23 protein-coding genes and 1 tRNA gene are annotated in these 25165 nt (G+C 65.2%); 10 read left to right on the top strand and 14 right to left on the bottom strand.

Annotation, left to right across the window (positions count from 1 at the left end; genetic code table 11):
* Nucleotides 1-10: 10 nt before the first annotated feature.
* The 4 genes from ACX0GZ_RS08805 to hppD all read right to left on the bottom strand — a co-directional run bounded on the left by ACX0GZ_RS08805 (nucleotide 11) and on the right by hppD (nucleotide 4373).
* The gene (locus ACX0GZ_RS08805) at nucleotides 11-1135 is read right to left on the bottom strand and encodes a helix-turn-helix domain-containing protein (RefSeq protein WP_458815490.1); all 1125 of its coding nucleotides are present in this window, start codon (nucleotides 1133-1135) and stop codon (nucleotides 11-13) included.
* A gap of 325 nt (nucleotides 1136-1460) precedes the next feature.
* Nucleotides 1461-1847, bottom strand: coding sequence for a Rieske (2Fe-2S) protein (locus ACX0GZ_RS08800; RefSeq protein WP_458815488.1), 387 nt, complete (start codon nucleotides 1845-1847; stop codon nucleotides 1461-1463).
* Nucleotides 1844-3133 carry a homogentisate 1,2-dioxygenase gene (hmgA, locus tag ACX0GZ_RS08795; protein ID WP_458815486.1) on the bottom strand — a complete coding sequence of 430 codons (1290 nt, stop codon included), beginning with the start codon at nucleotides 3131-3133 and terminating at the stop codon, nucleotides 1844-1846. Before hmgA ends, ACX0GZ_RS08800 begins: the two co-directional genes overlap by 4 nt.
* A gap of 181 nt (nucleotides 3134-3314) precedes the next feature.
* Nucleotides 3315-4373 (bottom strand): 4-hydroxyphenylpyruvate dioxygenase, encoded by a 1059-nt coding sequence (hppD, locus tag ACX0GZ_RS08790; RefSeq protein WP_458816179.1) that lies wholly within the window; start codon nucleotides 4371-4373, stop codon nucleotides 3315-3317.
* A 187-nt stretch (nucleotides 4374-4560) separates the two neighbouring features.
* Here hppD and ACX0GZ_RS08785 point away from each other — a divergent pair, with 187 nt between their 5' ends.
* Both ACX0GZ_RS08785 and ACX0GZ_RS08780 read left to right on the top strand, forming a co-directional pair.
* Nucleotides 4561-6633: a malate synthase G gene (locus tag ACX0GZ_RS08785; protein WP_458815484.1), complete on the top strand. Its 2073-nt coding sequence runs from the start codon at nucleotides 4561-4563 to the stop codon at nucleotides 6631-6633.
* A gap of 245 nt (nucleotides 6634-6878) precedes the next feature.
* Entirely contained in the window at nucleotides 6879-8045 is a 1167-nt protein-coding gene (locus tag ACX0GZ_RS08780; RefSeq protein ID WP_458815482.1) for a glycosyltransferase, read from the top strand.
* A 258-nt stretch (nucleotides 8046-8303) separates the two neighbouring features.
* Here ACX0GZ_RS08780 and ACX0GZ_RS08775 read toward each other — a convergent pair whose 3' ends face one another.
* Genes ACX0GZ_RS08775 through yajC form a run of 4 tightly spaced genes read right to left on the bottom strand, consistent with a single transcriptional unit; the run spans nucleotide 8304 to nucleotide 11610 of the window.
* A complete protein-coding gene (locus ACX0GZ_RS08775; protein WP_458815480.1) occupies nucleotides 8304-8678 on the bottom strand; it encodes an MTH938/NDUFAF3 family protein in 375 nt (124 codons plus the stop codon).
* Between the two features lie 13 nt (nucleotides 8679-8691).
* Nucleotides 8692-9663 (bottom strand): protein translocase subunit SecF, encoded by a 972-nt coding sequence (secF, locus tag ACX0GZ_RS08770; protein ID WP_458815478.1) that lies wholly within the window; start codon nucleotides 9661-9663, stop codon nucleotides 8692-8694.
* A gap of 10 nt (nucleotides 9664-9673) precedes the next feature.
* The gene (gene secD / locus ACX0GZ_RS08765) at nucleotides 9674-11269 is read right to left on the bottom strand and encodes a protein translocase subunit SecD (RefSeq protein WP_458815476.1); all 1596 of its coding nucleotides are present in this window, start codon (nucleotides 11267-11269) and stop codon (nucleotides 9674-9676) included.
* Nucleotides 11269-11610 carry a preprotein translocase subunit YajC gene (gene yajC, locus ACX0GZ_RS08760; protein WP_458815474.1) on the bottom strand — a complete coding sequence of 114 codons (342 nt, stop codon included), beginning with the start codon at nucleotides 11608-11610 and terminating at the stop codon, nucleotides 11269-11271. Before yajC ends, secD begins: the two co-directional genes overlap by 1 nt.
* A 185-nt stretch (nucleotides 11611-11795) precedes the next feature.
* Between yajC and ACX0GZ_RS08755 the strand changes: the two genes are divergently transcribed.
* The 3 genes from ACX0GZ_RS08755 to ACX0GZ_RS08745 all read left to right on the top strand — a co-directional run bounded on the left by ACX0GZ_RS08755 (nucleotide 11796) and on the right by ACX0GZ_RS08745 (nucleotide 15413).
* Nucleotides 11796-11872: transfer RNA gene (locus tag ACX0GZ_RS08755), tRNA-Pro, on the top strand.
* 494 nt (nucleotides 11873-12366) lie between these two features.
* On the top strand, nucleotides 12367-13833 hold the full coding sequence (locus ACX0GZ_RS08750) for a tetratricopeptide repeat protein (protein ID WP_458815472.1): 1467 nt from the start codon (nucleotides 12367-12369) through the stop codon (nucleotides 13831-13833).
* 11 nt (nucleotides 13834-13844) lie between these two features.
* Nucleotides 13845-15413, top strand: a complete 1569-nt coding sequence (locus ACX0GZ_RS08745; protein ID WP_458815470.1) for an SLC13 family permease — start codon at nucleotides 13845-13847, stop codon at nucleotides 15411-15413.
* Here the strand turns inward: ACX0GZ_RS08745 and ACX0GZ_RS08740 are convergent.
* The 4 genes from ACX0GZ_RS08740 to ACX0GZ_RS08725 all read right to left on the bottom strand — a co-directional run bounded on the left by ACX0GZ_RS08740 (nucleotide 15410) and on the right by ACX0GZ_RS08725 (nucleotide 19810).
* Nucleotides 15410-16663 carry a dicarboxylate/amino acid:cation symporter gene (locus ACX0GZ_RS08740; protein ID WP_458815468.1) on the bottom strand — a complete coding sequence of 418 codons (1254 nt, stop codon included), beginning with the start codon at nucleotides 16661-16663 and terminating at the stop codon, nucleotides 15410-15412. The genes ACX0GZ_RS08745 and ACX0GZ_RS08740 overlap by 4 nt on opposite strands.
* Nucleotides 16664-16799: 136 nt before the next feature.
* Complete coding sequence (locus tag ACX0GZ_RS08735; protein WP_458815466.1) at nucleotides 16800-18050, bottom strand: FG-GAP repeat domain-containing protein; 1251 nt, start codon at nucleotides 18048-18050, stop codon at nucleotides 16800-16802.
* 39 nt (nucleotides 18051-18089) lie between these two features.
* Nucleotides 18090-18716 carry a glutathione S-transferase gene (locus tag ACX0GZ_RS08730; RefSeq protein ID WP_458815464.1) on the bottom strand — a complete coding sequence of 209 codons (627 nt, stop codon included), beginning with the start codon at nucleotides 18714-18716 and terminating at the stop codon, nucleotides 18090-18092.
* Nucleotides 18713-19810, bottom strand: coding sequence for an App1 family protein (locus ACX0GZ_RS08725; protein WP_458815462.1), 1098 nt, complete (start codon nucleotides 19808-19810; stop codon nucleotides 18713-18715). The genes ACX0GZ_RS08730 and ACX0GZ_RS08725 overlap by 4 nt, the downstream gene beginning before the upstream one ends.
* Before the next feature lie 146 nt (nucleotides 19811-19956).
* On the opposite strand from ACX0GZ_RS08725, the gene ACX0GZ_RS08720 reads away from it, so the two are divergent.
* The 5 genes from ACX0GZ_RS08720 to hslU all read left to right on the top strand — a co-directional run bounded on the left by ACX0GZ_RS08720 (nucleotide 19957) and on the right by hslU (nucleotide 24227).
* A complete protein-coding gene (locus ACX0GZ_RS08720) occupies nucleotides 19957-20499 on the top strand; it encodes a glycoside hydrolase family 108 protein (RefSeq protein WP_458815460.1) in 543 nt (180 codons plus the stop codon).
* A gap of 54 nt (nucleotides 20500-20553) precedes the next feature.
* A complete protein-coding gene (locus ACX0GZ_RS08715; protein WP_458815458.1) occupies nucleotides 20554-20967 on the top strand; it encodes a holin family protein in 414 nt (137 codons plus the stop codon).
* A gap of 74 nt (nucleotides 20968-21041) precedes the next feature.
* Entirely contained in the window at nucleotides 21042-21596 is a 555-nt protein-coding gene (gene hslV / locus ACX0GZ_RS08710; RefSeq protein WP_458815456.1) for an ATP-dependent protease subunit HslV, read from the top strand.
* 160 nt (nucleotides 21597-21756) lie between these two features.
* Nucleotides 21757-22869: an FAD-dependent oxidoreductase gene (locus ACX0GZ_RS08705; protein WP_458815454.1), complete on the top strand. Its 1113-nt coding sequence runs from the start codon at nucleotides 21757-21759 to the stop codon at nucleotides 22867-22869.
* Nucleotides 22870-22934: 65 nt separating this feature from the next.
* Complete coding sequence (hslU, locus tag ACX0GZ_RS08700; RefSeq protein WP_458815452.1) at nucleotides 22935-24227, top strand: ATP-dependent protease ATPase subunit HslU; 1293 nt, start codon at nucleotides 22935-22937, stop codon at nucleotides 24225-24227.
* Between the two features lie 68 nt (nucleotides 24228-24295).
* On the opposite strand, the gene ACX0GZ_RS08695 is transcribed toward hslU, so the two are convergent.
* Both ACX0GZ_RS08695 and ACX0GZ_RS08690 read right to left on the bottom strand, forming a co-directional pair.
* Nucleotides 24296-24703, bottom strand: a complete 408-nt coding sequence (locus tag ACX0GZ_RS08695; protein ID WP_458815450.1) for a DUF6491 family protein — start codon at nucleotides 24701-24703, stop codon at nucleotides 24296-24298.
* Nucleotides 24693-25112: a hypothetical protein gene (locus ACX0GZ_RS08690; RefSeq protein WP_458815448.1), complete on the bottom strand. Its 420-nt coding sequence runs from the start codon at nucleotides 25110-25112 to the stop codon at nucleotides 24693-24695. The genes ACX0GZ_RS08695 and ACX0GZ_RS08690 overlap by 11 nt, the downstream gene beginning before the upstream one ends.
* Nucleotides 25113-25165 lie beyond the last annotated feature (53 nt).

The following is a 25165-nucleotide window of genomic DNA, read 5'->3' as shown; positions in this document are numbered from 1 at the left end:
CCTGCGGCAATCAGTCGATCGCGATTTCCGGCCCGTCGTCGATGCCTTGCGCGCGCCGGATCAGCAGATTGCGGATCCAGTCGGTCAGCGGGTTTTCTTCTGCCGGCCTGGCGCCATTGCCCGCGCTGTGCGGCCAGCGGCGCTGCGCCGACAACCGCACCGCCGTTGGCGACACGCCGAACGTCGCCTGAAACGCGCGGGTAAAGCTGGTCGCATTTTCATAACCGCAGCGCAGTGCCACCGCCGCCACTCGGGCACCCGACCCGTCGGCGCGCGACAATTCGAACAACGCCCTGCGCATCCTGACCAGCCGGATATAGGCCGCGACGCCGCCCGACGGTTCGAACAGGCGATACAGTGATGCGCGCGACATGCCACATTCGCGCGCGATCCAATCGGCGTTGAGCGCGGGATCGGCCAGGTTCGCTTCGATTACGCTGCGCGCGCGGCCCAGCACCGAGTCGATCGCAACCCGCTCGCCCTGCTCCGGCGCATGGCGCAAACTGGCGACCAGCAGCGAGAATGCGACATCGGCCGCAGCCTCTCCGTCGGCGACCTGCATCGATCCCACAAGCTGGTCGAGCACGGCCAGATGATTGCCCAGCAACTGGGTAATCGGATTGTCGCGACGAAATACCAGGCCGTGAAGCGGTTCGACATCGATCCCGGCCTGCGCCAGCATCGCGCGCGGCACGATCAGGTTCAAATTATCGAACGCATCCGACGCCACCGTTTCAAAGGTTTCGGCCAGGTCGAGCACACTGATGTCGCCCGGCTCGACCAGGATCTCGCCAGCCGATGTCGCCCCGCGATACCCGCCCGTCACGTAAAGCTGGACCAGCAGGTGATCGACGCCGCTGCGCGCGATAACGCTGTGATCGCGGACGAAATGCTGGGCGACGCTCTCCGATCGCCCGAACAGCAGCGGGCCGATCGCATAGGATCGTATCGCGCCGGTAAAGTTCGGATCGTCGGGCACCACGGGTGCGCTATCGAACAGGGCAGCCGTGGCCGCACACCACGCGGCCAGTTGTTCGCGGGGCGGATGGGCGTCGCGTTCCAGCATGAATATGGCAAGCGGCGCGGCGGCGCCCTCACCCGATCCGACCCCCATCGAGACCTCTCCCCCCTTCAACTCTGCACGACTAACTCACGGATAAAGCGCGCGCAATCGACACGATCCGGACACCCCGCATTATCGTGACGGGAGCAGAACCGAAACTGCTGCGTTTGTGGGCGATGAGAGAGGCATTGCTCGCGGTCGATACGCTGGAAATCACGCTGCGGCTCGACCTTGCCACCTTGGCCGGTGCCGTGCTCAGGACCGATCGCAAACGCTGCAGGCATCAACCCGCCGACAAAATGGATCCCCGATGTTCGGGACGCCTGAGCGAGCGGCCTGGCGGGCTTCTACTCTGATTGACGGTGCTGCGTAATACGAGGAGGCCAGTCGGCGCGACCTAAAGCTCGGCGTTCCCGGTAACAAGCTGACCTTCATCGATCCGCACCGGCCACGGCGTCAGCGCCTGACCCACGCACGGCCCGCCGACGCAGCGCCCGTCCACGATCTCGAACAACGCACCATGCCAGTTGCACGCGATCAGCGATCCGTCCGGGGTCAGATAGTCGTCGAGCGTCTGGGTCAGCGGCACGCCCGCATGCGGGCAACGATCGACATAGCCGAACACCGCGTCCCCGCGCCGCACGACGAAGCCGTGAAAGCGTCCGGCACGCATCTGGAGCACGAAGTTGCGCGCCTTGCCGTCGGCGATCTGATCGAGCGGGCCGAGCGCAATGCCCGGCGGCGTCGCGAAGAGCCGCGTCGTGGCGGGTGGTGCGTCACTCACTCGGGCAGCTTGGCCTTGGCGAACCCCGTCCAGACATCGTCGTAATCGAGTTGCATGGTCGGGCTCTCACTTGCCCACCGGGTCGGGCGGATGACGGCCCGCGTTTCGAACATGAACGCCATCGTGCCGTCGATCTTGACCGGTTTCAGGTCGGCGGCGACCGCCTTGTCATAGCTTGCCTGGTCGGGGCCGTGGCCGTTCATCTGGTTGTGCAGACTCGCGCCGCCGGGGACGAAGCCGCCGCCTTCCTTCGCGTCATACTCGCCGTGGATCAGCCCCATGAATTCGCTCATGACGTTGCGGTGGAACCAGGGCGGCCGGAACGTATCCTCGGCCACCATCCAACGCGGCGGGAAGATCACGAAATCGCAATTTGCAGTGCCGGGCGTATCGCTGGGTGAGGTCAGCACGGTGAAGATCGACGGGTCGGGATGATCGAAGCTGACGCTGTTGATCGTGTTGAACCGCGTCAGATCGTAACGGCAGGGCGCAAGATTGCCGTGCCACGCCACCACATCGAACGGTGAATGGTCGAGTCTGGTCGTCCACAGCCCGCCCTGAAACTTCTGAATCACTTCGCAAGGCGTATCGCGGTCCTCGAACCACGCCACCGGCACTTCGAAATCGCGCGGATTGGCGAGGCCGTTCGACCCAATCGGTCCCAGATCAAGGAGCCGGAACGGCGCGCCGTAATTCTCGCAGACATAGCCGCGCGCCGCGCCGTCCGTCAGCCGCACCCGGAACCGCATCCCGCGCGGGATGAGCGCGATCTGAAGCGGTGCGACCTCTATCCGCCCCAATTCGGTGTCGATCGCGAGCGCCCCCCGTTCGGGCACGATCAGCAATTCGCCATCGGCGGAAAAGAAGGCGCGCTCCATGTCGCGGTTCGCGGCATAGACATGGATGCCGACGCCGCACTGGTCGGCGACGTTGCCGGTCCCGCCATAGGTGGTCAGCCCGTCCACCCAGTCGGTCGGCGCATCCGGCATCGGCAAGGGATCCCAACGCAGCCGGTTGGGGCTGGGCGGTGTTTCATCGAAGGGGGCGCTGCGGATCAGCCTGCCGCCGTCATAAGGCTTGAACGCACCATGCTGTGCGGTGGGGCGCAGGCGATAGAGCCACGAGCGCCGGTTTTCGTGCCGCGGCGCGGTGAAGGCGCTGCCCGAAAGTTGCTCGGCATAGAGGCCGAAGGGGGTTCGTTGCGGAGAATTGCGCCCGATCGGGAGTGCGCCGGGAACCGCCTCGGTCGAGACATGATTGCCGAAGCCGGGGATGTAGTTGGTCATTTTTTGTCCCACCTCGCCATACTCATACCGTGCTCCCGCGAAGGCGGGAGCCCAGGATGGCGGGCGAGCCATTCCTTGTCACCCGCCTCCGCGTCAGACGCGGCAGAGCCGCGCCTTATGCAGCGGCTCGCCGCGCTGGCCGGTCGCGGGGCCTCGCCTTCGCTCGGCATCCGGCCGACGCTTATGCGTCGACCGTAATAACCCCGCGACGGATCTGATCCAGTTCGATCGATTCATACAACGCCTGGAAATTCCCCGCTCCGAACCCTTCATTCCCCTTGCGCTGAATGATCTCGAAAAAGATCGGCCCGAACATATTCTCGGTAAAGATCTGGAGCAAAATACCCTCGTCGCCCACATCGCCGTCGATCAGGATGCGGTTCTTCTTCAGCCGCTCGACATCCTCGCCATGCCCCGGCACGCGCTTGTCGATCAGTTCGTAATAGGTCTCGATCGTGTCCTGCAACTTCACGCCGCGCGCGCGCAGTTTCTCGACCGTGTCGTAGATATCGTCGGTGGTGAAGGCGAGGTGCTGGATGCCTTCGCCATTATATTCGCGGATATATTCCTCGATCTGGCTTTTGTCGTCCTGGCTTTCGTTCAGCGGGATGCGGATCGCCTTGTCGGGCGCGATCATCGCCTGGCTGAACAGCCCCGTCGCCTTGCCCTTGATGTCGAAATATTTCTGTTCCTCGAACCCGAAGATCGAATTGTAGAATTCGCTCCATACCCGCATCTGCCCGCGCCGGACATTGTGGGTCAGGTGGTCGAGCAGATCGAGCCCGACCGAGTTTTCGCGTTCGGCCTCTTCGGCGCCGGGCACCGCGTTCCAGTCGTCGTAAAGGCTGCCCTTCGCGCCGTGCCGATCGACAAGATAGAGCATCGATCCGCCGATCCCCTCCAGCGCATAACCGTCACCCAGCGCGCCCGTCGCCGCGTCTGCGGCCTTGGCCCCGCGCGCGATCGCGGCGTCGAACGCTGCCTTCGCGTCGGCCACCCGGAACGCCATACCCGATGCGGAGGGGCCATGATCGGCGCGGAACTGCGCCGCGTGCCCGTCGGTCATGCGGTTGAGCAGGATGTTGATGCGCCCTTGCTTGTAGCGAACGACATCGCGCGTCGGATGCGTCGAGGCCGCGACAAAGCCCATCTGTTCGAGCTGCGCGGCCATTTTGTCGGGATCGACTGAAGTGAATTCGCAGAATTCGAAGCCATCGAGGCCCATCGGGTTGACGTCCATATGCTCCACGGCGGCGCACTCCATTTTGGTAACAATTGATACCAGTTTGCCGTTTCGACGGTCCTAAGTCAACCAATGCGATCCACCCCCTTGCGCTCGCCGCGCATTTTCGCGAGTGAAGACACGCGCCTCCCCAGGCCCCGATCACGACGCGCCCTTGCGGCGCATGACAACGGAGCACAGGTGGATGACCCTACGCGCAGGCCTCGACATCGCTGATCAGCTCGCCGAGTTTCTGGATGGCGAAGCGCTGCCCGGCACCGGCATCGATCCGACCGCTTTCTGGCAGGGCGTGGCCGACATCTTCGCTGCCTTCACCCCGGAAAATCGAGCGCTGCTCGCCCGCCGCGACGCACTGCAAGCCGCGATCGACGCCCGTTATCAGGCAGGCGAGCCGGTGGACGAGGCGTTTCTGCGCGACATCGGCTATCTCGTCCCCGAACCCGAGCCCTTCGCGGTCGACCCCCATAATGTCGATGCCGAGGTTGCTACCACCGCCGGGCCGCAACTGGTCGTGCCCATCCTCAACGCCCGCTTTCTGCTCAACGCTGCCAACGCACGCTGGGGCAGCCTCTACGACGCGCTCTACGGCACCGATGCGATGGGCGACCTGCCCACGCCCGGCGCTTACGATAAGGCGCGTGGGGCGCGAGTCGTTGCCTGGGCGAAGGAGTTTCTCGACCGAGCCATCCCGCTCGAACGCGGATCATGGGCCGACCTGACAGACCCCGACGCCATCGCCCTGCGCGACCCCGACCAATATGTCGGACAAAGCGAAAACGGTCGCCTCTTCCGCCACAACGGCCTCCACATCGAAATCGCGATCGACCGCGACCACCCGATCGGCCGCGACGATCCTGCGGGCATCGCCGACGTGATCCTCGAATCGGCGATCACCACCATCTGCGACCTCGAGGATTCGGTGGCGGCGGTCGATGCCGAGGACAAGGTCGCGGCCTACGCCAACTGGCTGGGCCTGATGCGCGGCGACCTGTCCGCGCAATTCCAAAAGGGCGGAGAGACGCTGACCCGGAGCCTCGAGTCCAACCGCCATTACACCGCGCCCGACGGCCGCGACATCACCTTGCCCGGACGCGCGTTGCTGTTCGTCCGCAATGTCGGCCACCTGATGACCACCCCTGCGGTGCACCTCTCCGACGGCAGCGAAGCGCCCGAAGGCATATTGGACGCGATCGTCACCAGCCTGATTGCGCTCCACGACCTGCGCGGCGCGCGCTCGAACAGCCGCACGGGCAGCATCTACATCGTCAAACCCAAGATGCACGGCCCCGACGAGTGCGCCTTCACCGACCGGTTGTTCGATGCGGTTGAGGATTTGCTCGGCCTGACGCGCCACACGATCAAGGTCGGGGTGATGGACGAGGAGCGCCGAACCTCCGCCAATCTCGCCGCCTGCATCCATGCGGTGCGCCACCGGATCGTGTTCATCAACACCGGCTTTCTCGACCGCACCGGCGACGAGATGCACACCGCGATGCGCGCCGGTCCGATGATCCGCAAGGGCGAGATGAAAACGTCCGACTGGATCAAGGCCTATGAGGACCGCAACGTCCAGATCGGCCTGGCCTGCGGCCTGTCTGGCAAGGCCCAGATCGGCAAAGGCATGTGGGCCGCGCCCGATCGCATGGCGGACATGATGGACCAGAAGATCGGCCACCCGATGAGCGGCGCGAATACCGCCTGGGTGCCCTCACCCACCGCAGCGACACTCCACGCGACGCATTATCACTCGGTGGATGTGTTCGCGCGCCAGGCGACACGCGCCAGCGAGCCGGTGGCGCCGCTGTCCGCCCTTCTCACCGTCCCCGTCGCGCAGGGGCGCAACTGGCAGCCCGACGAGATCGCTCAGGAACTCGACAACAATGCCCAAGGAATCCTCGGCTATGTCGTCCGCTGGATCGACCAAGGCGTCGGCTGTTCGAAAGTCCCCGACATCCACGACATCGGCCTGATGGAAGACCGCGCGACGCTGCGGATATCGTCGCAGCACATGGCCAACTGGCTGCTGCACGGCGTCGCCACGCGGGAAGAAGCCGATGCCGCGCTTCGCCGCATGGCTGCCAAGGTCGATGCCCAGAATGCGGGCGATCCCGCCTATCGCCCGATGGCGGGCAATGAAGATACCAGTCTGGCCTTTCAGGCCGCCTGCGCGCTGGTGTTCGAGGGCGTCGCCCAACCCAGCGGCTATACCGAACCCCTGCTTCACCGTTTCCGGGCGCAGGCGAAAGCGCGGGGATAGAATACCTAACGCCTTAACATCCGTTCGTTTCGAGCGAAGTCGAGAAACGCGATCTGAGCGCTTCGGTCGCGTTTCTCGACTTCGCTCGAAACGAACGGGATCTGGGGTGAATGCTGACACCGTGTCCCCACGGAGGCGGGAATCCAGGGCGATATAACGCAATGGCCGCCACTCTGGACTCGGCCTTCGCACGAGCACGGGATCGGAAAGCACCTCCTTAACCCGCACCTGCTATCCCGCGCGCAATGCTCCGCGTTCTGACCCTCTCGACGCTATACCCCGACGCCACGCGCCCCAATTTCGGCGTGTTCGTCGAACAGCAGACGCGTGGGCTGGCCGGTAAATCCGATGTCGATCTGACGGTTGTTGCCGGGATCGGCGTTCCGCCCTGGCCATTGTCCCGGCATGCCAATTATCGGCGATTTGACGATGTGCCCGAAACGGAACGCTGGAATGGCGTCGCCATCCATCGCCCGCGCTTCACGGTGCTGCCCGGCACTGGAGGGCGTTTCCATGCCGCCGCCCTGGTTCGCGCAGCCGCCCGCGTGATCGATCCGCTCCACGCGGCCAAGCCCTTCGATGTCATCGACGCGGAATTTTTCTTCCCCGACGGGCCTGCCGCGATCGCGCTCGGCAGGCGCTATGGCATCCCCGTTTCGATCAAGGCGCGCGGAGCCGACATCCATCACTGGGGCCGAAGCGCTGCAACCGCGAGCCGGGTTCGCGATGCCGCGCGGCAAGCGGACGGCATCCTCGCCGTATCCGAAGCATTGGCCGACGATATCGCCGCGCTCGGCGTCGATCGGGGCAAGGTGACGGTCCACCGCACCGGCATCGACCGCGATCTGTTCGTTGTTCGCGACCGGGCGGCGGCGAAGGCGGCGCTCGGCATCGCCGGGCCGCTGGTGGTCTCGCTCGGCGCGCTGATCCCGCGCAAGGGACACGCGATCGTCATCGATGCGGTCGCGCGGCTGCCCGGCGTGACGCTGGCCGTCATCGGACAGGGACCGGAACAGGCCGCGCTCGCGACGCGGATCGCGGCGTCGGGGGTGGCGAACCGCATCCGGTTGATCGGCAGCGTCCCGCACGCGCAGCTCCCGGACTGGATGAACGCCGCCGATGTCATGGCGCTTGCCTCGTGGAGCGAAGGGCTCGCCAATGCCTGGGTCGAAGCGCTCGCCAGCGGCACGCCGATCGTCATCCCGGACGCAGGCGGCGCGCGCGAGATCGTCCGATCGTCTGCGGGGGGCCGGATCGTGGCGCGGGATGCAGACGCCTTTGCGAGCGCGATCGGCGAACTGCTTGCCGATCCCCCTGCCCCAGCGGACACCGCCGCGACCGTCGCGGCCTATTCATGGGACGCGAACCGCGATCAACTCCACGCGCATCTTTCCCGGTTGGTGGGGAGATGATGGTTCGCGCGAAGACGCGAAGGCGCAAAGAAGAGCGGGTTCACGCGGAGGCGCGGAGACGCGGAGGAATTGCGCTCGCCGCGACAGCGGCTCTCAACCTCCGATGCTCAGCACGAAGCGAGCAAATCCCCTACGCGGCAAGATAAAATCTTTACGTTCTCTTCGCCTCTGTGCGAAAAACCTTCTTCTCCGCGCCTCCGCGTGAAAAACCTTCTTTGCGTCTTTGCGCGAACCCATTTCCGCACCCGCCAAATCGCTTCAGTCGAGCGGATAAAGCGCCCCGGCGATCGCCCGCAGTTCAGCGCGCAGCACGCCCCAGGCCCGCGCGGCTGCGCGGCTGTCCATTATCTCAACGCCCACGCCCTTGGCCTCGAGCGCGACGATGAAGGATTGCGGCGGTCGCACCAGCCGCGATCCGGTGCCCAGCAAAATGAATTCGGGCAACGGTGCGGAAGTCAGCAGCGGCGCGACATCGCCCTCTGCCAGCCTGTCGATCGGCGGCGGGCTCCACGCGTCCGCGCGGGTGGCGGAGATCAACAGTCCTTCATACACCCCGTCATCGACGCGAAAGCCGCGCCCGACGATGCCGGAAATCACCGGCCCCTCGCCGCGCGCATCGCGTTCGATCTTCATGGAACGATCCCCGTCAGACCTCGGCGTCGCGCGCCCGCACCCGCTCGGCGCCAGCCGCCGCCGCGCCTTCGCGCGGGGCGAAAGTGCCGGGTCCGACCTTGAACTGAATGAGGATGCCGTTGCCGACGAACATCGACGAATAGGTGCCGATCGCGATCCCCAGCAGCATCGCGAGCGAGAATCCGAAGATCACGTCCGGCCCCAGGAACACCAGCGCCGACAGCGCCAGCACTAGCGTCAGCGACGTCATCACGGTCCGCGCGAGCGTTTCGTTGATCGACAGGTTGAGCAACGGGATAATTTCCATCTTGCGGTATTTCCGCAGATTCTCGCGGACCCGGTCGAAAATGACGATCTTGTCGTTCAGCGAATAGCCGATGATCGTCAGCAGCGCGGCGATGGTGTTCAGGTTGAACTCCAATTGCGTCGCGGCAAAGAATCCCAGCGTGACGATGATGTCCTGCGCCAGCGCGAGCAACGCGCCCACCCCGAACTGCCATTCGAACCGGAACCAGATATAGATGGAAATCGCGATCATCGCGAAGAACAACGCCAGAGATCCCTTCTGGAACAGCTCGCCCGAGACCTTGCCCGACACCGCCTCGACCGACCCGACCTGAGCGCCGGGGTAGCTGGTTTCGATCAACTGACGGATTTCGGTCGCGCTTTCGCTGGCGGCCGCTTCGCTGCCCTCGGGCACCGGCAGGCGGATCGCGATGTCCTGTGCGCTGCCGAATTGCTGGATGGTCGATTCGCCCATCCCCAGCGTATCCACGCGGCTGCGCAATTCATCGAGCTGCACCGGCTGGGCGAAGCTGACGCGCACCACCTGGCCACCGACGAAATCGATGCCGAAATTGAGGCCGCGGACGCCCAGCAGGACGATCGAGGCGATGACCATCAGGATCGAAAAGACGGTCGCCACCCGCCGCCACGCCATCCAGTCGATGTTGGTGTTGTCGGGAACGAGCTTCAAGGGACGCATCATATTATCCTCAGATCACCAGCTGCTTGGGCCGGGTCTTGAGCCAACCCGCCACCATCAGGCGGGTAAAGGTAACCGCGGTGAACACCGAGGTGACGATGCCGATGGTCAGAACCACCGCAAAGCCGCGCACCGGCCCCGCGCCGAAAATGAACATGATGGCAGCCGCGATGACGTTGGTGATGTTCGCGTCGAAGATCGCCCGGCTCGCTTCCTTGTAGCCGAATTCGATCGCGGTGTTGATCGTGCGCCCTTTTCGCTGTTCCTCGCGGATGCGTTCGTTGATGAGCACGTTGGCGTCGACCGCCGCACCGATCGTCAGCACGAAACCCGCAATCCCCGGCAAGGTCAGCGTCGCGTTGAAGATCGCCATCACGCCGATGATCATCACCACGTTCACGACCAGCGCCAGATTGGCGTACACGCCGAAACGGACATAGGCGAACAGCATCAGCAACAGAATCGCGACCGTACCGACGACGCCGGCGATGATCCCGCTTTCGATCGAATCGGCGCCGAGCTCGGGGCTGATCGTCGATTCCTCGATCACCGTCAGCGCGACGGGCAGCTTGCCCGAGCGCAGGGCGATCGCCAGTTCATTGGCGCTTTCGACGGTGAAACCGCCCGAAATCTGGGCGCGACCGCCCAGAATCGGTTCGTTGATGTTTGGGGCGGAAATCACCTGATCGTCGACGATGATCGCGAAAGGACGTCCGGCATTTTCCTGCGTCGTGCGCGCAAAGCGGCGACCGCCCTCGGCATTGAAGGTGATCGACACGACCGGAGCGCCGGTCTGCGGATCGAATTCCTGCCGCGCATCAGACAATTGATCGCCCGAGATGATCGTCGACCGGTTGACCGCGATCACCGGCACGCCGCCGGGATTGGTCGGATAGGGCAGGATTTCGCTGCCGATCGGCGCGCGTCCGGCGGTGATTTCCGCCGGATCGGCGTTGAAATCGACCAGCTTGAATTCGAGGACGGCGGTGCGGCCGAGCAAGTCCTTCAACTGTTCGGGATCGGCGAGGCCCGGCACCTGCACGACGATGCGGTTCGAACCCTGACGGATGATGGTCGGTTCGCGCGTGCCCAGTTCGTCGATACGGCGGCGCACGACTTCGGTCGCATCGACCATCGCCCGGTCGAGCGCCTGGCTCAGCCCGGCTTCGGTCTGGGTCAGGACGAAGCGCGTTGAATCGACGACTTCGATGTTCCAGTCGCGCTGGCCGGTCAGCCCGGCACCCTGCGTCATCGGCAACAGCCGCTCGCGTACCGCATCGACCTGGCTCGCGTCGCGCACCATGAACGTCAGGCGACCGTCACGCGTCGAAATGTCGCCGATCTGGATGCGCGGATTGGTCCGCATCGCTTGCTCGACGCTGTCGCGCATCGACTCCAGCCGTGTGGTGCGGACATCCTCGGGCTGCGCTTCGAGCAGGATATAGCTCCCGCCCGCGAGATCGAGGCCGAGGTTGACCGTCGGCTTCGCCCAGCCGGGAAGCTGATCGCGGACGCTGCCCGGCAGGAAGCTGGGGACGGCGCACAGGCACAGGACGACGATGGTGATCCACGTCGCCCAGACCTTCCAGCGCGGAAAGTCGAGCATCAGTCGTTCGCCGGCTTACCGGAGCCGAGCGGCATGATCTCGGCCAGCGTCGCCTTGACCGCGCGAACCTTGACGCCCTGACCCAGTTCCAGCTCGACGAACTTGTCCTCGACCTTGGTCACCTTGCCCAGCAGACCGCCGGCGGTAACGACCTGATCGCCCTTCTTCACCGCCTCGATCGACTTTTGCAGCGTCTTCATGCGGCGTTGCTGGGGGCGAATCAGCAGAAAGTAGAATGCGACGAAGATCAGCAGCAGCGGCAGGAACGAAACCAGCGCACCGGCGGTCCCCCCGGATGCCGCGCCGTCGGCGGTCTGTGCGAATGCAGGGCTGATGAACATGATGTCCCGATACGTTCGTGAATGGGTGTTGCGGAGACGCAAGCCGCCGCACAAGCGCCGCGCGCTATCACGCACGAAGGTTCCGGGCAAGGATATGCCGCAGCCAACGCACGCCTCGCCGTTTGCCTGCGCGCGAACACCGTCTTGCCAGACCGTCCCCGAGCGCCTAGAGGCACGCGCTCGGTCGGGACGTAGCGCAGCCTGGTAGCGCATCACACTGGGGGTGTGGGGGTCGCAGGTTCGAATCCTGTCGTCCCGACCAATTTCACCAAGTCTCTCTCATACCGCCGGTTGCGACCCGCTACGCGTCGTTTCCGCGCGCGGGTTCATCCGGCCAGGAGGGCAGGCTTGCCCCGCCTCCTCTGGATTTAGCGATTGGGAAAAGTTCCCGGTGCCCGCCCTACGCCCGGGTCGCAAAGGCTGGGGCTGAGGCACCGGGTTGTCAGCGGCGTGCGCCATCCGACAAATTTGGCTTTGGATTGTAAGGCTTCACGGTCTCGACCGAACGGTCGCTTCGCCTCCGCGTTTCCCCCAAAGCATTGACCTGTTCGCCGGACGCAATCGAGTCTGGCGATGCCCGGAACCTGCACTGGTGACGCCGAAAAGGCGATGTCGCAAATTGTTGCATTCTGTTGCATATGATCGGATCAGGAAATGGAATCGTTCGCCATTTCGCGTGTTTGCGTTGGAAACAGCCACTTTCCCGTCGCCGCATAGGTCGCGACCCGATGTAAATGCATGGAAGAACCAACTTCGATGCCCGATGCACCTGCCGACAAGCGACTCGATGGATGGAAGGCCATCGCGCATTATTTTCGGCGGGATCGAACCACCGTCATGCGCTGGGCACGCGACCGCGCGCTGCCCGTTCACCGGATGCCGGGCGGGGTGCAAGGTTCGGTATTCGCGTTCGAACATGAACTGGCGAGCTGGGCGCTTCGCCAGGTCGATGTCGAGGATCCCTCTTCGGACATGCCCGATGCAGCCCCTCCGCCGACGGATACCGCTGCGCCGCCACCACCCACAGACGCACCACCCGATGCCGAGCCCGGATCGGCATTGCCAACATCTGCGGCGCATGCGCGCATATGGGGTGCGCGCTGGGCCTTGTTTGGCCTGGTTCCGCTCATCGGTATCGGCGCCATCGCCCTGCACGGTCGCGAACCGGTCGCACCCTCCGTCGATGGAGTCCGCGCTCCTTCGCCGCTCCCCACCGACCCCGTCGCCGCCGCGGACTATGCCGCGGCGCGCGACCTGTGGGCGCAGCGCACCGCCGAGTCCCTGCGCCAGTCGATCGCACTTTACGCACGCGTCATTGCTCGCGATCCCGAATTCGCCCCCGCGCATGTCGGATTGGCGGAAGCCTGGCTGATCAGCCGGGAGTATGGCGATGCGACCGAAGCGCAAGCCTATGGTCAGGCGCAGGATGCGGTCGATCGCGCATTGCGTCTGGATTCCGGCCTGGCCAGCGCGCACCGCGCGCGCGGTTTCATCCAATATTGGTGGCACGACCGCGCTCAGGAAGCAGACGCATCGTTCCGCCGCGCATTGTCGATCGATCCGAAAGACGGGCTGACGCACTTCTGGTATGCCAACATGCTCGCCGATCGCGGCGACCATGCCAATGCCGCGCGCGCCTATGACCGGGCACGCGTGCTCTTGCCCGGAACCCCCGCGATCGAAGTCGAACGCGCCTGCGCCGACTGGCAGGCCGGACGCGACGCCCGCGCGATCAACCGGCTGAACGCACTGAAGGATCGCTATCCCGACGATGCGACGATCCGCAACTGCCTGGCCTGGGCCTATATTTCGGGCGGCGACATTGCGGGATATGCGCGCGAGTTTCGCGAAGCCGCCCGACTGCGTGGCGAACGACGGATGCTGGCGCTGGCCGACCGGCTGGACCGGGCGGTCGCCCGCGATCCATCGACCGCGCACCGCATATTGATTGCCGATGCCCGCCGCGAATTCGCCGAGGGTGCGCGCCAGACCCGGATTTCGCCGGCCTTCTACGCCTCGGCGATGGGCGACCGGGAAGCGATGGAGCAATTGATGCGCGAAGCCGCCATCCTCGGCGAACGCTGGCATTCGATGAACCTGGTGCGCCGGATGGCGACGCGGTGGCGCGGCGATGCGGAGGTCATGGCCTTGCTCGCCCGGCTCGATGCGAGCGGCAGCACGCGCGCTTCGGAAGGGGTCGCCGATTCCGTGCGGAGCGATTAGGGTCCGGCCCGATGGATAAGGCAGACAGCGACGACACACGCAAACCGGGCCGATCGGCGCGGCTGATCTGGTCGCTCAGGGCCGCGGGCGTAATCGCCGCCTTGCTCGTCTGGCTGGTGAGCGGCGGCGGTTCGATGCCCGAGGATGCGCGGATCGTCGCGGCGATCGCCGTGCTGATGGCGGTATGGTGGATGAGCGAAGCGGTGCCGCTTGCCGCGACGTCGCTGCTTCCGATCGTTCTGGTCCCCGCGCTGACCGAGCGGTCGGTGGCGGAGACCACCGCACCCTATGCCAGTTCGATCGTGTTCCTGTTCCTCGGCGGCTTCCTGATCGCGATCGCGATGGAGAAATGGAATCTCCATCGCCGTATCGCGCTTCTGACGCTGCGACGGGTCGGCGTGTCGCCGCACCGGATCGTGCTGGGCATGATGCTGGCGACGGGGTTCCTGTCGATGTGGGTATCGAACACCGCGACCACGTTGATGATGCTGCCGATCGGCTTTTCGCTGCTGGCGCTGGTTGCCGAGCGCCGCGACGGCGGCATTGCCCCGGCGACCGCGCAGCCGCATCGCAAGGGACAGGTCGATTTCCTCGACGGCGACGAGAATGTCCGCCGGTTCGGCGTCTGCCTGATGCTGGCCATCGCCTGGGCGGCGAGCATCGGTGGTCTCGGCACCCTGCTCGGCAGTCCGCCCAATGCGATCGTCGCGGGTTATGCCGCTGACGAACTGGGGCGTCAGATCGGGTTTCTCGAATGGATGATGCTGGGGGTGCCGCTGGCGCTCGGCTTCATCCTGATCGCCTGGGTGCTGATGACGCAGCTGCTCTACCGGTTCGACCTTCCGGCGCTTCCCGGCGGTCGCGCGATGATCGATGAAGAGATCGCGAAACTCGGACCCGCGAGCCAGGGCGAGAAGATGGTCGCGCTGGTCTTTGCAGGCGCGGCATTCCTGTGGGTCGTGCCCGGCCTGCTCGCGACGATTCCCGGCGTCGCCGACCGGTTGGGCGGGTTCGGGCGGATGGACGATACCGCGATCGCGATCGGCGCGGGGCTTGCCATGTTCCTGATCCCCGGTCGCGGTCGGCGCGAAATGCTGCTCGACTGGAAGGACGCCGAGGAAGGACTGCCCTGGGGCGTGCTGCTGCTGTTCGGCGGCGGATTGAGCCTGGCGAGCGCCGTGGCGGGCACCGGGCTCGACCGCTGGCTGGGCGATCAGCTGGGCGGACTGGGCGTGCTGCCGATCCTGCTGCTGATCGCGGTCGTCGTCGCGCTGGTCATCTTCCTGACCGAGGTGACCAGCAACACCGCGACCGCCGCGACGTTCGTGCCATTGCTGGGCGGTGTCGCGCTCGGCATCGGCGCCGATCCGATGACGCTGCTGATCCCGGTGGCCTTTGCCGCGACCTGCGCGTTCATGCTGCCGGTCGGCACGCCGCCCAACGCAATCGTATTCAGCACCGGCGCGGTCACCATCGCCCAGATGGCGCGCGGTGGCGTCGTGCTGAACATCGTCGGCATCGTGCTGATTACCGGGATTTGCTATCTGCTCGGCGGCTTTGCTCTCGGACTGCGCTTTTAGGGTCGGGCAGTCGAGGGTTCTGCGATCGGCTCGATCTCCCCTTCCCAATGCGCGACCGTGGTGGCGACCGCCAGATCGCCGGTCACGTTGACGACCGTGCGCCACATGTCGAGGATGCGGTCGAATGGCAGCAGGAACCCGATGATCAGCGCCGCCTGCCCCGGCGAAATGCCGATCACGTCCAACACCACCGCCATCAGGAACAGCGACGCCGACGGCACCGACGCGGTCCCGATCGACACCAGCGTCGTCGTCACCGCGATCATCGCATAATCGAACAGGCTCAATTCCACGCCGAAGATCTGCGCCCCGAAGACGGCAACCGCCGCGACATATAGGGCGGTCCCGTCCATATTGATCGTCGCGCCCAGCGGCAGCACCGATCCCGCCACCGGCGGCTTGATCCCCATCTTGATTTCGGCGGCGCGCAGCGTCGCAGGCAAGGTCGCCGCACTCGAACTGGTGGAATAGGCCAGCAATTGCGGCTCGCGCGCACCCAGAAAGAATTTGCCGATCGGCATTCCGGCCAGCACCCGCACCATCGTTCCGTGCGTGACCAGCATATGGATCAGCCCGCCGACATAGACCACCATCGCCAGAAGGAACACGTTGACGAACGCCCCCGGCCCTTCGGTGCCCATCACCCAGGCGACCAGCGCGAATACGCCGATCGGTGCCACTTCCATGACGATGTTGGTCACCTTCAGCATCACGTCGGCGCCCGCGTCGAACAGCCGCGTGACGGGGGCCGCGCGTTCGCCTGCGACCAGGATGCCGGCGCCCAGCAGCATCGCGAAAAAGATGATCGCCAGCACATCGCCCGCCGCAAAGGCGGCAAAGACGTTTTCCGGCACGATCGCCAGCAGGCGGTCGGCCATCGGCACCGGCTCGCCCAGTGTCAGCGCCTCCGCTCCGCTCAGATCGACCGTCGATCCCGGTCGCAGGACCACGGCCAGCACGATGCCGATCAGGATCGCGGCAAATGTCGTGGCCAGATACAGGCCGACCGCCTTTATGCCGATCGACCCCAGCCGCGCCGGCTCCTTCATCGACGCGACGCCCGATACCAATGTCACGAACACCAATGGCACGATCAGCATTCGGATCATGCGAATGAACAGATCGCCGATCCATTTGATATCGACCGCCGCTTCGCCCACGAACCAGCCGACGATCGCCCCCAAAACCAGGGCACCCAGGATGCGTTTCCACAAGGCGATGGCGAACCAGCGCCCGAATATAGCTTTCATCCGATTCTATCGCCCCACTTTGTGCGGTCGCGTCTGCCGCCTGTCGTTCATTCATCGCAACCCTCGCGGTCACAGCCACTCAGGTCAACCTTCGGTTGCGACGCACCCCCAGCGTGCCCGCTCCCTGCCGCCGACGCTAGGACGGCTTTCGCGTCCCCAGCAGCAGCCGCAGCTGCGTGCCCCAGCCGCCGACGAACACGTCGTCGATGCCGTCGCCATTCACGTCGCCCACGGCCATCGACCAGTGCCGCCCGGTGGTGACGGCGGGCACGACCCGATCGGTCGCGTCGTGGAAATGGCCCTGCCCGTCGTTCAGATAGGCGCGCAGCCGCGACGGTTTGAACCCCGGCACCTCGATCGCGCCGACGATCAGGTCGGGGTGTCCGTCACCGTTGACGTCCATCACCGTCCCGCCCCAGCTCGAAAAGCCGTTCTTGGGCAGGCGCCGGTCGGTTTCATCGACGAACCGGCCGTCGCCATCCTGGATCAGCAGCCGGTTCTGCGGGTCCATTTCATAGTCGCCCGCATTGCTCGTCAGGTTGAAGAACAGGATGTCCATGCGCCCGTCATTATTGGCGTCGAACACATGCGCCTCTCGCGTGTGGAGATCGGTGACGAGTTGCAACCGATCCGACCCTTCGGCGAACGTGCCGTGGCCGTCGTTCAGCAGCAGCCGGTTCCTGGGCACCTCGTTGCCGATCACCAGATCGGGGTGCCCGTCGCCATCGACATCGGCTAGCGCGAGCCCCTGCGTATCGTCGCGCCATTCGGGCAGATGGGTGCGCGTTGCGTCGATGAAATGGCCGGGCCGCGCGGGGTCGTTCAGCAGCAGAAAATTCTGCCCGTCGCCGTCATCGCCCTTGGCCCCAGACGTGCCGATGACGATGTCCGGCAGCCCGTCGCCATTCACGTCGCCGACCGCCAGCCCGTTCGCCTCGCCCTGCACCATGATCCGGTCGCTGGCATCGACGAAACTGCCGTCGCCGCGCCCCAGATAGAGTTGGTGTACGCGGTCGTCCTCGGTCACGAACACGAAATCGGCATGGCCGTCGCGGTTGAAATCGGCGGTGCGGACATGCTCGGTGTCCCGCTTTACGTTCGCGAACGCGCCCTGTTTCCAGGTAAATCGTCCCTGCCCGTCGTTCAGGTAGAGCCGGTTCGCCTCCCCCTCTACCGCCAGCACCGCGTCGAGATCGCCGTCGCCATCGACATCGGCGAGCGCGATGTCGAGCGCGTGGAGCGTCGGCGCAGACGGAACATGGGTCGCGGTCACGTCGCGGAGCAGCGTCGGGCTGACAGGCTCCTGCGCTTCGACTCCGCACCCCGCGACGCCCATCATCAAAGCCGCGCGGATCGTTGCGGAGCGAACTGTCGGTCGTCTGCTCATGGGATCGAACCTAACGGCCCGGTGACCAAACCGCAAAACTCACCCCAGCCGCACCGGCGCATCGCCCGCGCGCCACGGCGGCACGCGCAGCATCGCGCGCGCGAATCGGTCGGAGCCGACATGCTGGTCCAGCCAGGCCCGCACGCGCGGCAATTCCTGCGCCTCCCACCAGTTCCGGTCGGTCGCGGCGAACTGGCGCACGAACGGAAAGATCGCGATGTCGGCCAGTCCCGCCGCATCGCCGCACAGATTTTCGGCGCCCGCCATCCGCGCCTCCAGCCCGCCCAGCCACGCCAGCCCGCCGCCACGATGTTCGACCGGATCGCTGCCATGCCGGTCGGGATATTTATAGCGGTCGAGATGGTGTTTGAACGTCGCGTCGCAATCGGCGACCAACTCCCCGTCATCGCGCGCCAGCCAGTCGAAAGGGTCGTTCCGACCCAAGGCCCACCGCATGATCGAAAGGCTTTCATCGATCACCCGACCATCGGGCAGCACCAGCACCGGAACCGTTCCCTTGGGCGAGGCCGCCAGCATCGCCGCGGGCTTGTCGCGCAACACCACCTCGCGCAGTTCGACCTCGGTCCCGCTTTCCAGCAAGGCCATCCGCGCGCGCATGGCATAGGGACAGCGGCGGAAGCTGTAGAGGGCGGGCAAGCCGCTCACGACGCCGCGACCGCGCCCGCCGCCTCCGTCGGGTCGTCCATCCCCAGCGCCGAAAATGCTGCAACGGCATCGCCCAGCCCGGCGCCGCAATAGGTCGGCACGCCTGCGGCTTCGATGTCGGCAAGCAACACAGCTTTCGCCCCTTCGCGACAAGACCCGTCCACATCGCGGATGAACACCGCCGCCACCCGCCCCGGAAAATCCGCGACCGCCTGAGCATAGATCGCGACATCGGCCTGGCCATTGTCGCCGATCAGCACGAAACGGAAATCGGGATAGAAGGCGAGCACCCCCTCGATCGCTTCCAGCTTGTGCGCGGCGTGCCCGGTCGAGATGAACTTGGTCCGGTCGATTCCGTAATCTTTCAGGAACATCGGTCCGTGGGGAATATGGTTCAACGCCATGAACTCGGTTAGAAAGCCGTAGAGGTTCCACGGCGAGGACGAAACATAGAAGAATGGCCGCTTGGGCGCCGCATGATCGACTGCGATCGTGCGATAGAGCGTCGATGCACCCGGCACCGCCAGCCGGTCGCCGGGCTGTTCGACCAGCACGCGCCGCCAGTTCTTCAGGAAATTGGTCGCGCCGGTTTCGATCACCGTGTCGTCGATGTCGGAGATGATGCCATAAGGGTGATCCTCCCCCGGTGCCAGAATCGGCACCTCGACGGCGGGTTTCTGCATCTCGCGCTCGGGTGTGGACAGCATTGCCGATTCCCATGCGCTATGCGGCGGCAGCGGCGTGTCGATTGTCAGGTCGAAGTCGAAATAGCCCTCGCCATCGGTGCGGACGGTCACGTCATGCCCGTATCCCACCAGCCGCACCGCGACATCCGGTAGCTCGCGGCTGTTGTAGATCGCCAGCATCGCCCGGAACCGCGCCCATTTCCGCGCGGCGTCGAGCGGTTCCTGATACCGCACGATGCGCCCCTTGACCCGCAAGCGCGTCGCGTTGCGATACCCGGCATAGGCCAGCATCCGCACCTTGCCGTCATAGCCTGACGGCCCGGACACCCGATGCGCCGCGCGCTCCCCCCAGCGATCGAGCGCGGCGACGATGCGGTGCAGGCGGCGGGGGGCGGGCGTATCGGTCAATTCGGCTCCTCAAGATGGTCGCCCTTCACAGCACGCTCTCGGCTCCACATCCACCCCCTTCCCCATTCGAAATGTTTTTCTTTTGTTCTTTTTACTTTCCTACATCGAACCCTTCTGGTTAGTCTTTACTTTTCGGGGAGCATCCTATGTCAGCCATCGACCGACTCATCGACGAGGTCATCGACCGCGAGGGCGGTTATGTGAACCACCCGGCCGACCGTGGCGGCCCGACCCGTTGGGGCATCACTCAAGCGGTCGCCCGACAGCATGGCTACACTGGCGACTTGCGCACATTTCCGCGCCAGGAGGCCGTCGCCATCTATCGGCGGCTCTATTGGCTACGCCCGGCGTTCGACCGCATCGCGCAGCGTGCGCCCGCACTCGCGGCGGAGATGTTCGACACCGGCGTCAACATGGGTCCGGCGGTCGCCGCGACCTTTCTCCAGCGCGCCCTGAACGCGCTCAACCGGGGTGCGACCGATTATCCCGACCTGCGCGTTGACGGCGCGATCGGTCCGATCACGCTCGCCGCGCTCGACGCCTTCCTCGCCACCCGCGGCGCGAGTGGAGAAACCGTATTGGTTAAGGCAGTCGATGCACTTCAGGGCGAACGCTATGTCCGCCTCGCCGAACAGCGCCCCGCGAACGAGGCCTTTCTCTACGGCTGGCTGGCCCACCGGATCGGCTGAAAATCCCGCGAGAGTGTCAACCTTGCCAATTGTTGAGGAATGGAGCCTGCGAACATGAGCATCGTCACCGGCCTGATCGGTCCCCTCGCCCAGTTGATCGACAAGATCATCCCCGATCCCAAGGCGCGCGACGCCGCCAAGCTCGAATTGCTGAAGCTGGAGGGCAGCCAGGAAATGGAGGCCACCCGCACCCAACTGACCGCGATCGTCGCGGAAGCCAATTCGACCGATCCCTGGACCAGCCGTGCGCGGCCGAGTTTTCTCTATGTCATGTATGCACTGGTGCTGTGGTCGATCCCGATGGGCCTGATCGGCGCGGTCCAGCCCAGCATGGCGGAGGGGATCGCGCGGTTCATGACCGCCTATCTCCGCGGATTGCCGGAGGAACTATACGCGCTCTTCGGCACCGGCTATCTGGGCTACACCGCCGCGCGCACCTGGGGGAAGGTCAAAGGCGTAGAGAAATAAGCAAACACCCCCTCCCGCTCGCGGGAGGGGAGTGACCCTTGCCTCTCCCCCCGCCCCGCCCCCATATGGCGGCGATGAGCGAGAAACCTCCCGTGTGGCACGGCACCACCATCCTTTCCGTCCGCCGCAATGGCCGCGTCGTCATCGCAGGCGACGGCCAGGTGTCGATGGGCCAGACCGTGATGAAGCCCAACGCAAAGAAGGTCCGCCCGCTGGCGGGTGGCGACGTAATCGCAGGCTTTGCGGGCGCGACGGCCGACGCCTTCACCCTGTTCGAACGGCTGGAGGCAAAGCTGGAACGCCATCAGGGTCAGTTGCTGCGCGCCTGCGTCGAACTCGCCAAGGACTGGCGCACCGACAAATATCTCCGCAACCTGGAAGCGATGCTGATCGTCGCGGACAAGAATGTGACGTTGGTGGTGACCGGAAACGGCGACGTGCTAGAACCCGATAACGGCATCGCGGCGATTGGATCGGGCGGCAATTATGCGCTGGCGGCGGCTCGCGCGCTGGTCGAATATGAAGCCGATGCCGAGACGATCTGCCGCAAGGCGATGAAGATTGCGGCCGACGTCTGCGTCTATACCAACGAGAACCTCACCGTCGAAACGCTGGAGAGCGCCGCCTGATCTCACCCCCGCCTGCGCTTTACCAGCCGTCACCCCGGACCTGTTCCGGGGTCCACCGAGCGGCACGCGCACCGGTTCAAACTCAATCGTTGCTCAATCGGCGTGGTGGACCCCGGAACAAGTTCGGGGTGATGGAGCACAAACGGAGAGCGGCTGCCCAATGCTAGAACGCCGCGCCCTGCTGCGCACCGCACCGCTCGCCGCGACCAGCCTGCTCCTCCCCGGCTGCGCGACCACCCTCGCCACCCCGCCGCGCACCAGCGCCGCGCCCTGCCCCCCGCGGGTCAACGTCGCCGCCAACCGCGTCATCCGCACCGTTGCCGGCCTGCGTCCCTATCGCGCCTCGGGCTTCGTCGTCCGTGCCGAAGCGCTCGGCGCCAAACGCCTGATCCATAATTACGGCCATGGTGGTGCAGGCATCACGCTCAGTTGGGGGACCAGCCGCCTTGCCACCAATCTCGGCGTGCCCGGCATGACCGGACCTGTCGCGGTCATCGGTGCGGGCGCGGTCGGCCTCGCCACCGCCCGGCTGGCGCAGGAAGCGGGTTTTGCGGTCACCCTCTACGCAAAGGCGCTCCCGCCACACACCACCTCGGACATCGCGGGCGGCCAGATCGTGCCGACCGGTCATTATGACGAGGATCGGGTAAGCCCCGAATGGCAGCGCCAGTACCGCGCGGCGATGGACTATAGCTGGCGGCGCTTCCAGATCATGATCGGCGACGATTACGGCATCCATTGGGTGCCGACGTGGCAAACCGGCCCCATCCGCACCGATGACAACGAGGCCTGGTTGCTTGCCTATCAACCGGCGCTTGCTCAGTTTGCCCGGGGCCAGCATTCGTTCGGCGAAGGCATGATGCGCCGGTTCGACACCATGTATGTGGAGACCGGGCGTTACCTTTCCCGGATGATCGCCGATTTCCAGCGCGCAGGCGGACGCATCGTCGTGCGCGATTTCGCGAGTCCCGCCGATCTTGCCGCGCTTCCCGAAAACACGATCTTCAACTGCACCGGCCTGGGCAGCCATCAATTGTTCGGCGACACCGAACTTACGCCCGTCCGCGGCCAGCTTGCCGTGCTGCTGCCCCAGCCCGAAGTCGATTACGCGTACGGGGTCAGCGAAGGATATATGTTCCCGCGCGCCGATGGCATCGTCCTCGGCGGCACCTGGGAACGAGAGCAATGGGACGCGACCCCGCAAGCATCCGACATCGACGGCATCGTCCGCAGCCATGCCCGCGTCGCCGCGAACTGGACCTGCCCGGCTTGAACCGCGCCATCGCGGGGCCATCTTGTGCAGCAACGAACCAGAACAGACGGACCCCATCTCCCATCATGAACGAAGCCCTTACCCCCAAGGCGATCGTCGCCGCATTGGACGCGCACATCATCGGTCAGAAGGAAGCCAAGCGCGCGGTCGCCGTCGCGATGCGCAACCGCTGGCGCCGCCAGAAACTGTCGCCCGATCTGCGCGACGAGGTGTCGCCGAAGAACATCCTGATGATCGGCCCGACGGGGTGCGGCAAGACCGAGATCAGCCGCCGCCTGGCGAAGCTGGCGGACGCCCCCTTCATCAAGATCGAGGCGACCAAGTTCACCGAGGTCGGCTATGTCGGGCGCGACGTCGAACAGATCGCCCGCGATCTGGTCGAGGAAGCCGTGCGGCTGGAGAAGGAACGCCGCCGCGTCGCAGTAAAGGACAAGGCAGAGGCCGCGGCGATGACGCGCCTGCTCGACGCGCTGACCGGCAAGGATGCCAGCCAGGCGACGCGCGAAGCGTTCCGCCAGCGTCTGAACGACGGTCATCTCGACAATACCGAAATCGAAATCGAGCTGGAGGCCGCACCCTCGATGCCATTCGAACTGCCCGGTGCGGGCGCGCAGATGATCAATCTGGGCGAGATGATGAAAGGTCTGGGCGGCCCCCGCCTCCAGCGCCGCAAGCTGAACGTCCATGCCGCCTGGGCCAAGCTGGTCGAGGAGGAAGCCGACAAGCGGCTCGACCAGGACGAGGTCAGCCGTTCCGCGCTCGCCGATGCAGAGGCCAACGGCATCGTGTTCCTCGACGAGATCGACAAGATCGCGGTCAGCGATGTGCGCGGCGGCAGCGTCAGCCGTGAGGGTGTGCAGCGCGACCTGTTGCCGCTGATCGAGGGCACCACGGTTTCGACCAAATACGGTCCGATGAAGACCGACCATATCCTGTTCATCGCCAGCGGCGCGTTCCACGTCGCCAAGCCCAGCGACCTGCTCCCCGAGCTTCAGGGTCGCCTGCCGATCCGCGTCGAGCTGAAGGCGCTGACCGAAGAGGATTTCATCGCCATCCTGTCGGACACCAAGGCGTCATTGCCCCAGCAGTACAAGGCGCTGATCGAAACCGAAGGCGTCACCATCGACTTCACCGAAGACGGCATCAAGGCGATCGCCCGCATCGCCGCCGAGGTGAATGCGGAGGTCGAGAATATCGGCGCGCGGCGGTTGCAGACGGTGATGGAAAAGCTGCTCGAGGAAGTCAGCTTCGACGCCGAGGATCGCGGCGGCGAGACGCTGACGGTGGACGCGGCCTATGTCGACAAGCAGTTGAGCGAAGTCGCGCGGAACACCGATCTCAGCCGGTATGTGTTGTAATCGCGAATAACCCTACGCCGTTCGTGCCGAGCTTGTCGAAGCACGAACGGTTTTGACGCTACTGGCAATCAATTCCGCTCGTACGGCGTAAAACTGCCGAACCGGCAATGGCCCGACGGAATGCTGCTCCCGCGATCGACCACCCGGAACCGGTCGGTGCGGCACAACTGAGTGCCGAACACCTCCGTCACCATCACCCCGTCGCGGCGCAGCCACGGGCATTCGCCCTCGGTCCGTGCCAGCCAGATGCGCCGCCCGCTTTCCCGGTACAGCACCACCCCGCCGCCGATGATCTGCGGACCGTTGGTGCGATCGATCGGCATGCAGTCCTGGGCCACGCCGGGCGAATATCCGTCGAGCGCATCGGCCAGTTCGGCCGCGCGCGCGGACTCCGCCTCGGCCATCTGTTCGGGCGTGGCCGCGCATCCCGCGATCACCAACGCTGCCGCAGCTACCGCAATTGCGCTAGCGCGCATCGCGCTTCAGTTCGGTGAACTCGCCCAGGCTGCATGTGCCCGAGAAGAACCCGCCCGACCGCGACCGAAGCTGGACGATATCGCCGGCGCAATAGGAGGATCCGTTGACGCTCTTGAACACCAGAATGTCGTCGCGATTGCGCCCGCAACCCGGACCGACATCGCTGCGATAGACATGGTCGCGCGACCGTTCGAACAGGATCGCACCGTCGTAGAGCTTGGTCTGACGCACCTCGAACCGGGGCACGCAGCTGCTGGTGCGTCCGGTCGATTCAAACCCTTCGAGCGCTTCCGCCAGTCGCGCTTCCTCGCGCGCCGCAACGCTATCCTGCCGCGCCTGTTCGGCGGGAGACATGGCGCAACTCGCCAGCATGGCGGCGGCGCTGGCGGCAATCATCGAACGTAACATGGCGACCTCCTTCGGGTGGCTCGCCCCCTGGTGACAAGACGATGCTACACCGG

The sequence above is a fragment of the Sphingomonas aestuarii genome (assembly GCF_054457155.1).
The sequence above is the reverse complement of the archived record's forward strand: the minus strand, read 5'-3'. Positions and strand labels throughout refer to the sequence as shown.

Coding starts and splice junctions, on each gene's coding strand:
- hmgA (WP_458815486.1), bottom strand. CDS start 3,133: ATGACCAACTACATCCCCGGCTTCGGCAATCATGTCTCGACCGAGGCG.
- hppD (WP_458816179.1), bottom strand. CDS start 4,373: ATGGACGTCAACCCGATGGGCCTCGATGGCTTCGAATTCTGCGAATTC.
- ACX0GZ_RS08740 (WP_458815468.1), bottom strand. CDS start 16,663: ATGAAAGCTATATTCGGGCGCTGGTTCGCCATCGCCTTGTGGAAACGC.
- ACX0GZ_RS08785 (WP_458815484.1), top strand. CDS start 4,561: ATGACCCTACGCGCAGGCCTCGACATCGCTGATCAGCTCGCCGAGTTT.
- ACX0GZ_RS08715 (WP_458815458.1), top strand. CDS start 20,554: ATGAGCATCGTCACCGGCCTGATCGGTCCCCTCGCCCAGTTGATCGAC.
- ACX0GZ_RS08695 (WP_458815450.1), bottom strand. CDS start 24,703: ATGCGCGCTAGCGCAATTGCGGTAGCTGCGGCAGCGTTGGTGATCGCG.
- hslV (WP_458815456.1), top strand. CDS start 21,042: ATGAGCGAGAAACCTCCCGTGTGGCACGGCACCACCATCCTTTCCGTC.
- hslU (WP_458815452.1), top strand. CDS start 22,935: ATGAACGAAGCCCTTACCCCCAAGGCGATCGTCGCCGCATTGGACGCG.
- ACX0GZ_RS08745 (WP_458815470.1), top strand. CDS start 13,845: ATGGATAAGGCAGACAGCGACGACACACGCAAACCGGGCCGATCGGCG.
- ACX0GZ_RS08735 (WP_458815466.1), bottom strand. CDS start 18,050: ATGAGCAGACGACCGACAGTTCGCTCCGCAACGATCCGCGCGGCTTTG.
- ACX0GZ_RS08690 (WP_458815448.1), bottom strand. CDS start 25,112: ATGTTACGTTCGATGATTGCCGCCAGCGCCGCCGCCATGCTGGCGAGT.
- ACX0GZ_RS08775 (WP_458815480.1), bottom strand. CDS start 8,678: ATGAAGATCGAACGCGATGCGCGCGGCGAGGGGCCGGTGATTTCCGGC.
- ACX0GZ_RS08750 (WP_458815472.1), top strand. CDS start 12,367: ATGCCCGATGCACCTGCCGACAAGCGACTCGATGGATGGAAGGCCATC.
- secF (WP_458815478.1), bottom strand. CDS start 9,663: ATGCGTCCCTTGAAGCTCGTTCCCGACAACACCAACATCGACTGGATG.
- ACX0GZ_RS08720 (WP_458815460.1), top strand. CDS start 19,957: ATGTCAGCCATCGACCGACTCATCGACGAGGTCATCGACCGCGAGGGC.
- ACX0GZ_RS08705 (WP_458815454.1), top strand. CDS start 21,757: ATGCTAGAACGCCGCGCCCTGCTGCGCACCGCACCGCTCGCCGCGACC.
- yajC (WP_458815474.1), bottom strand. CDS start 11,610: ATGTTCATCAGCCCTGCATTCGCACAGACCGCCGACGGCGCGGCATCC.
- secD (WP_458815476.1), bottom strand. CDS start 11,269: ATGCTCGACTTTCCGCGCTGGAAGGTCTGGGCGACGTGGATCACCATC.
- ACX0GZ_RS08780 (WP_458815482.1), top strand. CDS start 6,879: ATGCTCCGCGTTCTGACCCTCTCGACGCTATACCCCGACGCCACGCGC.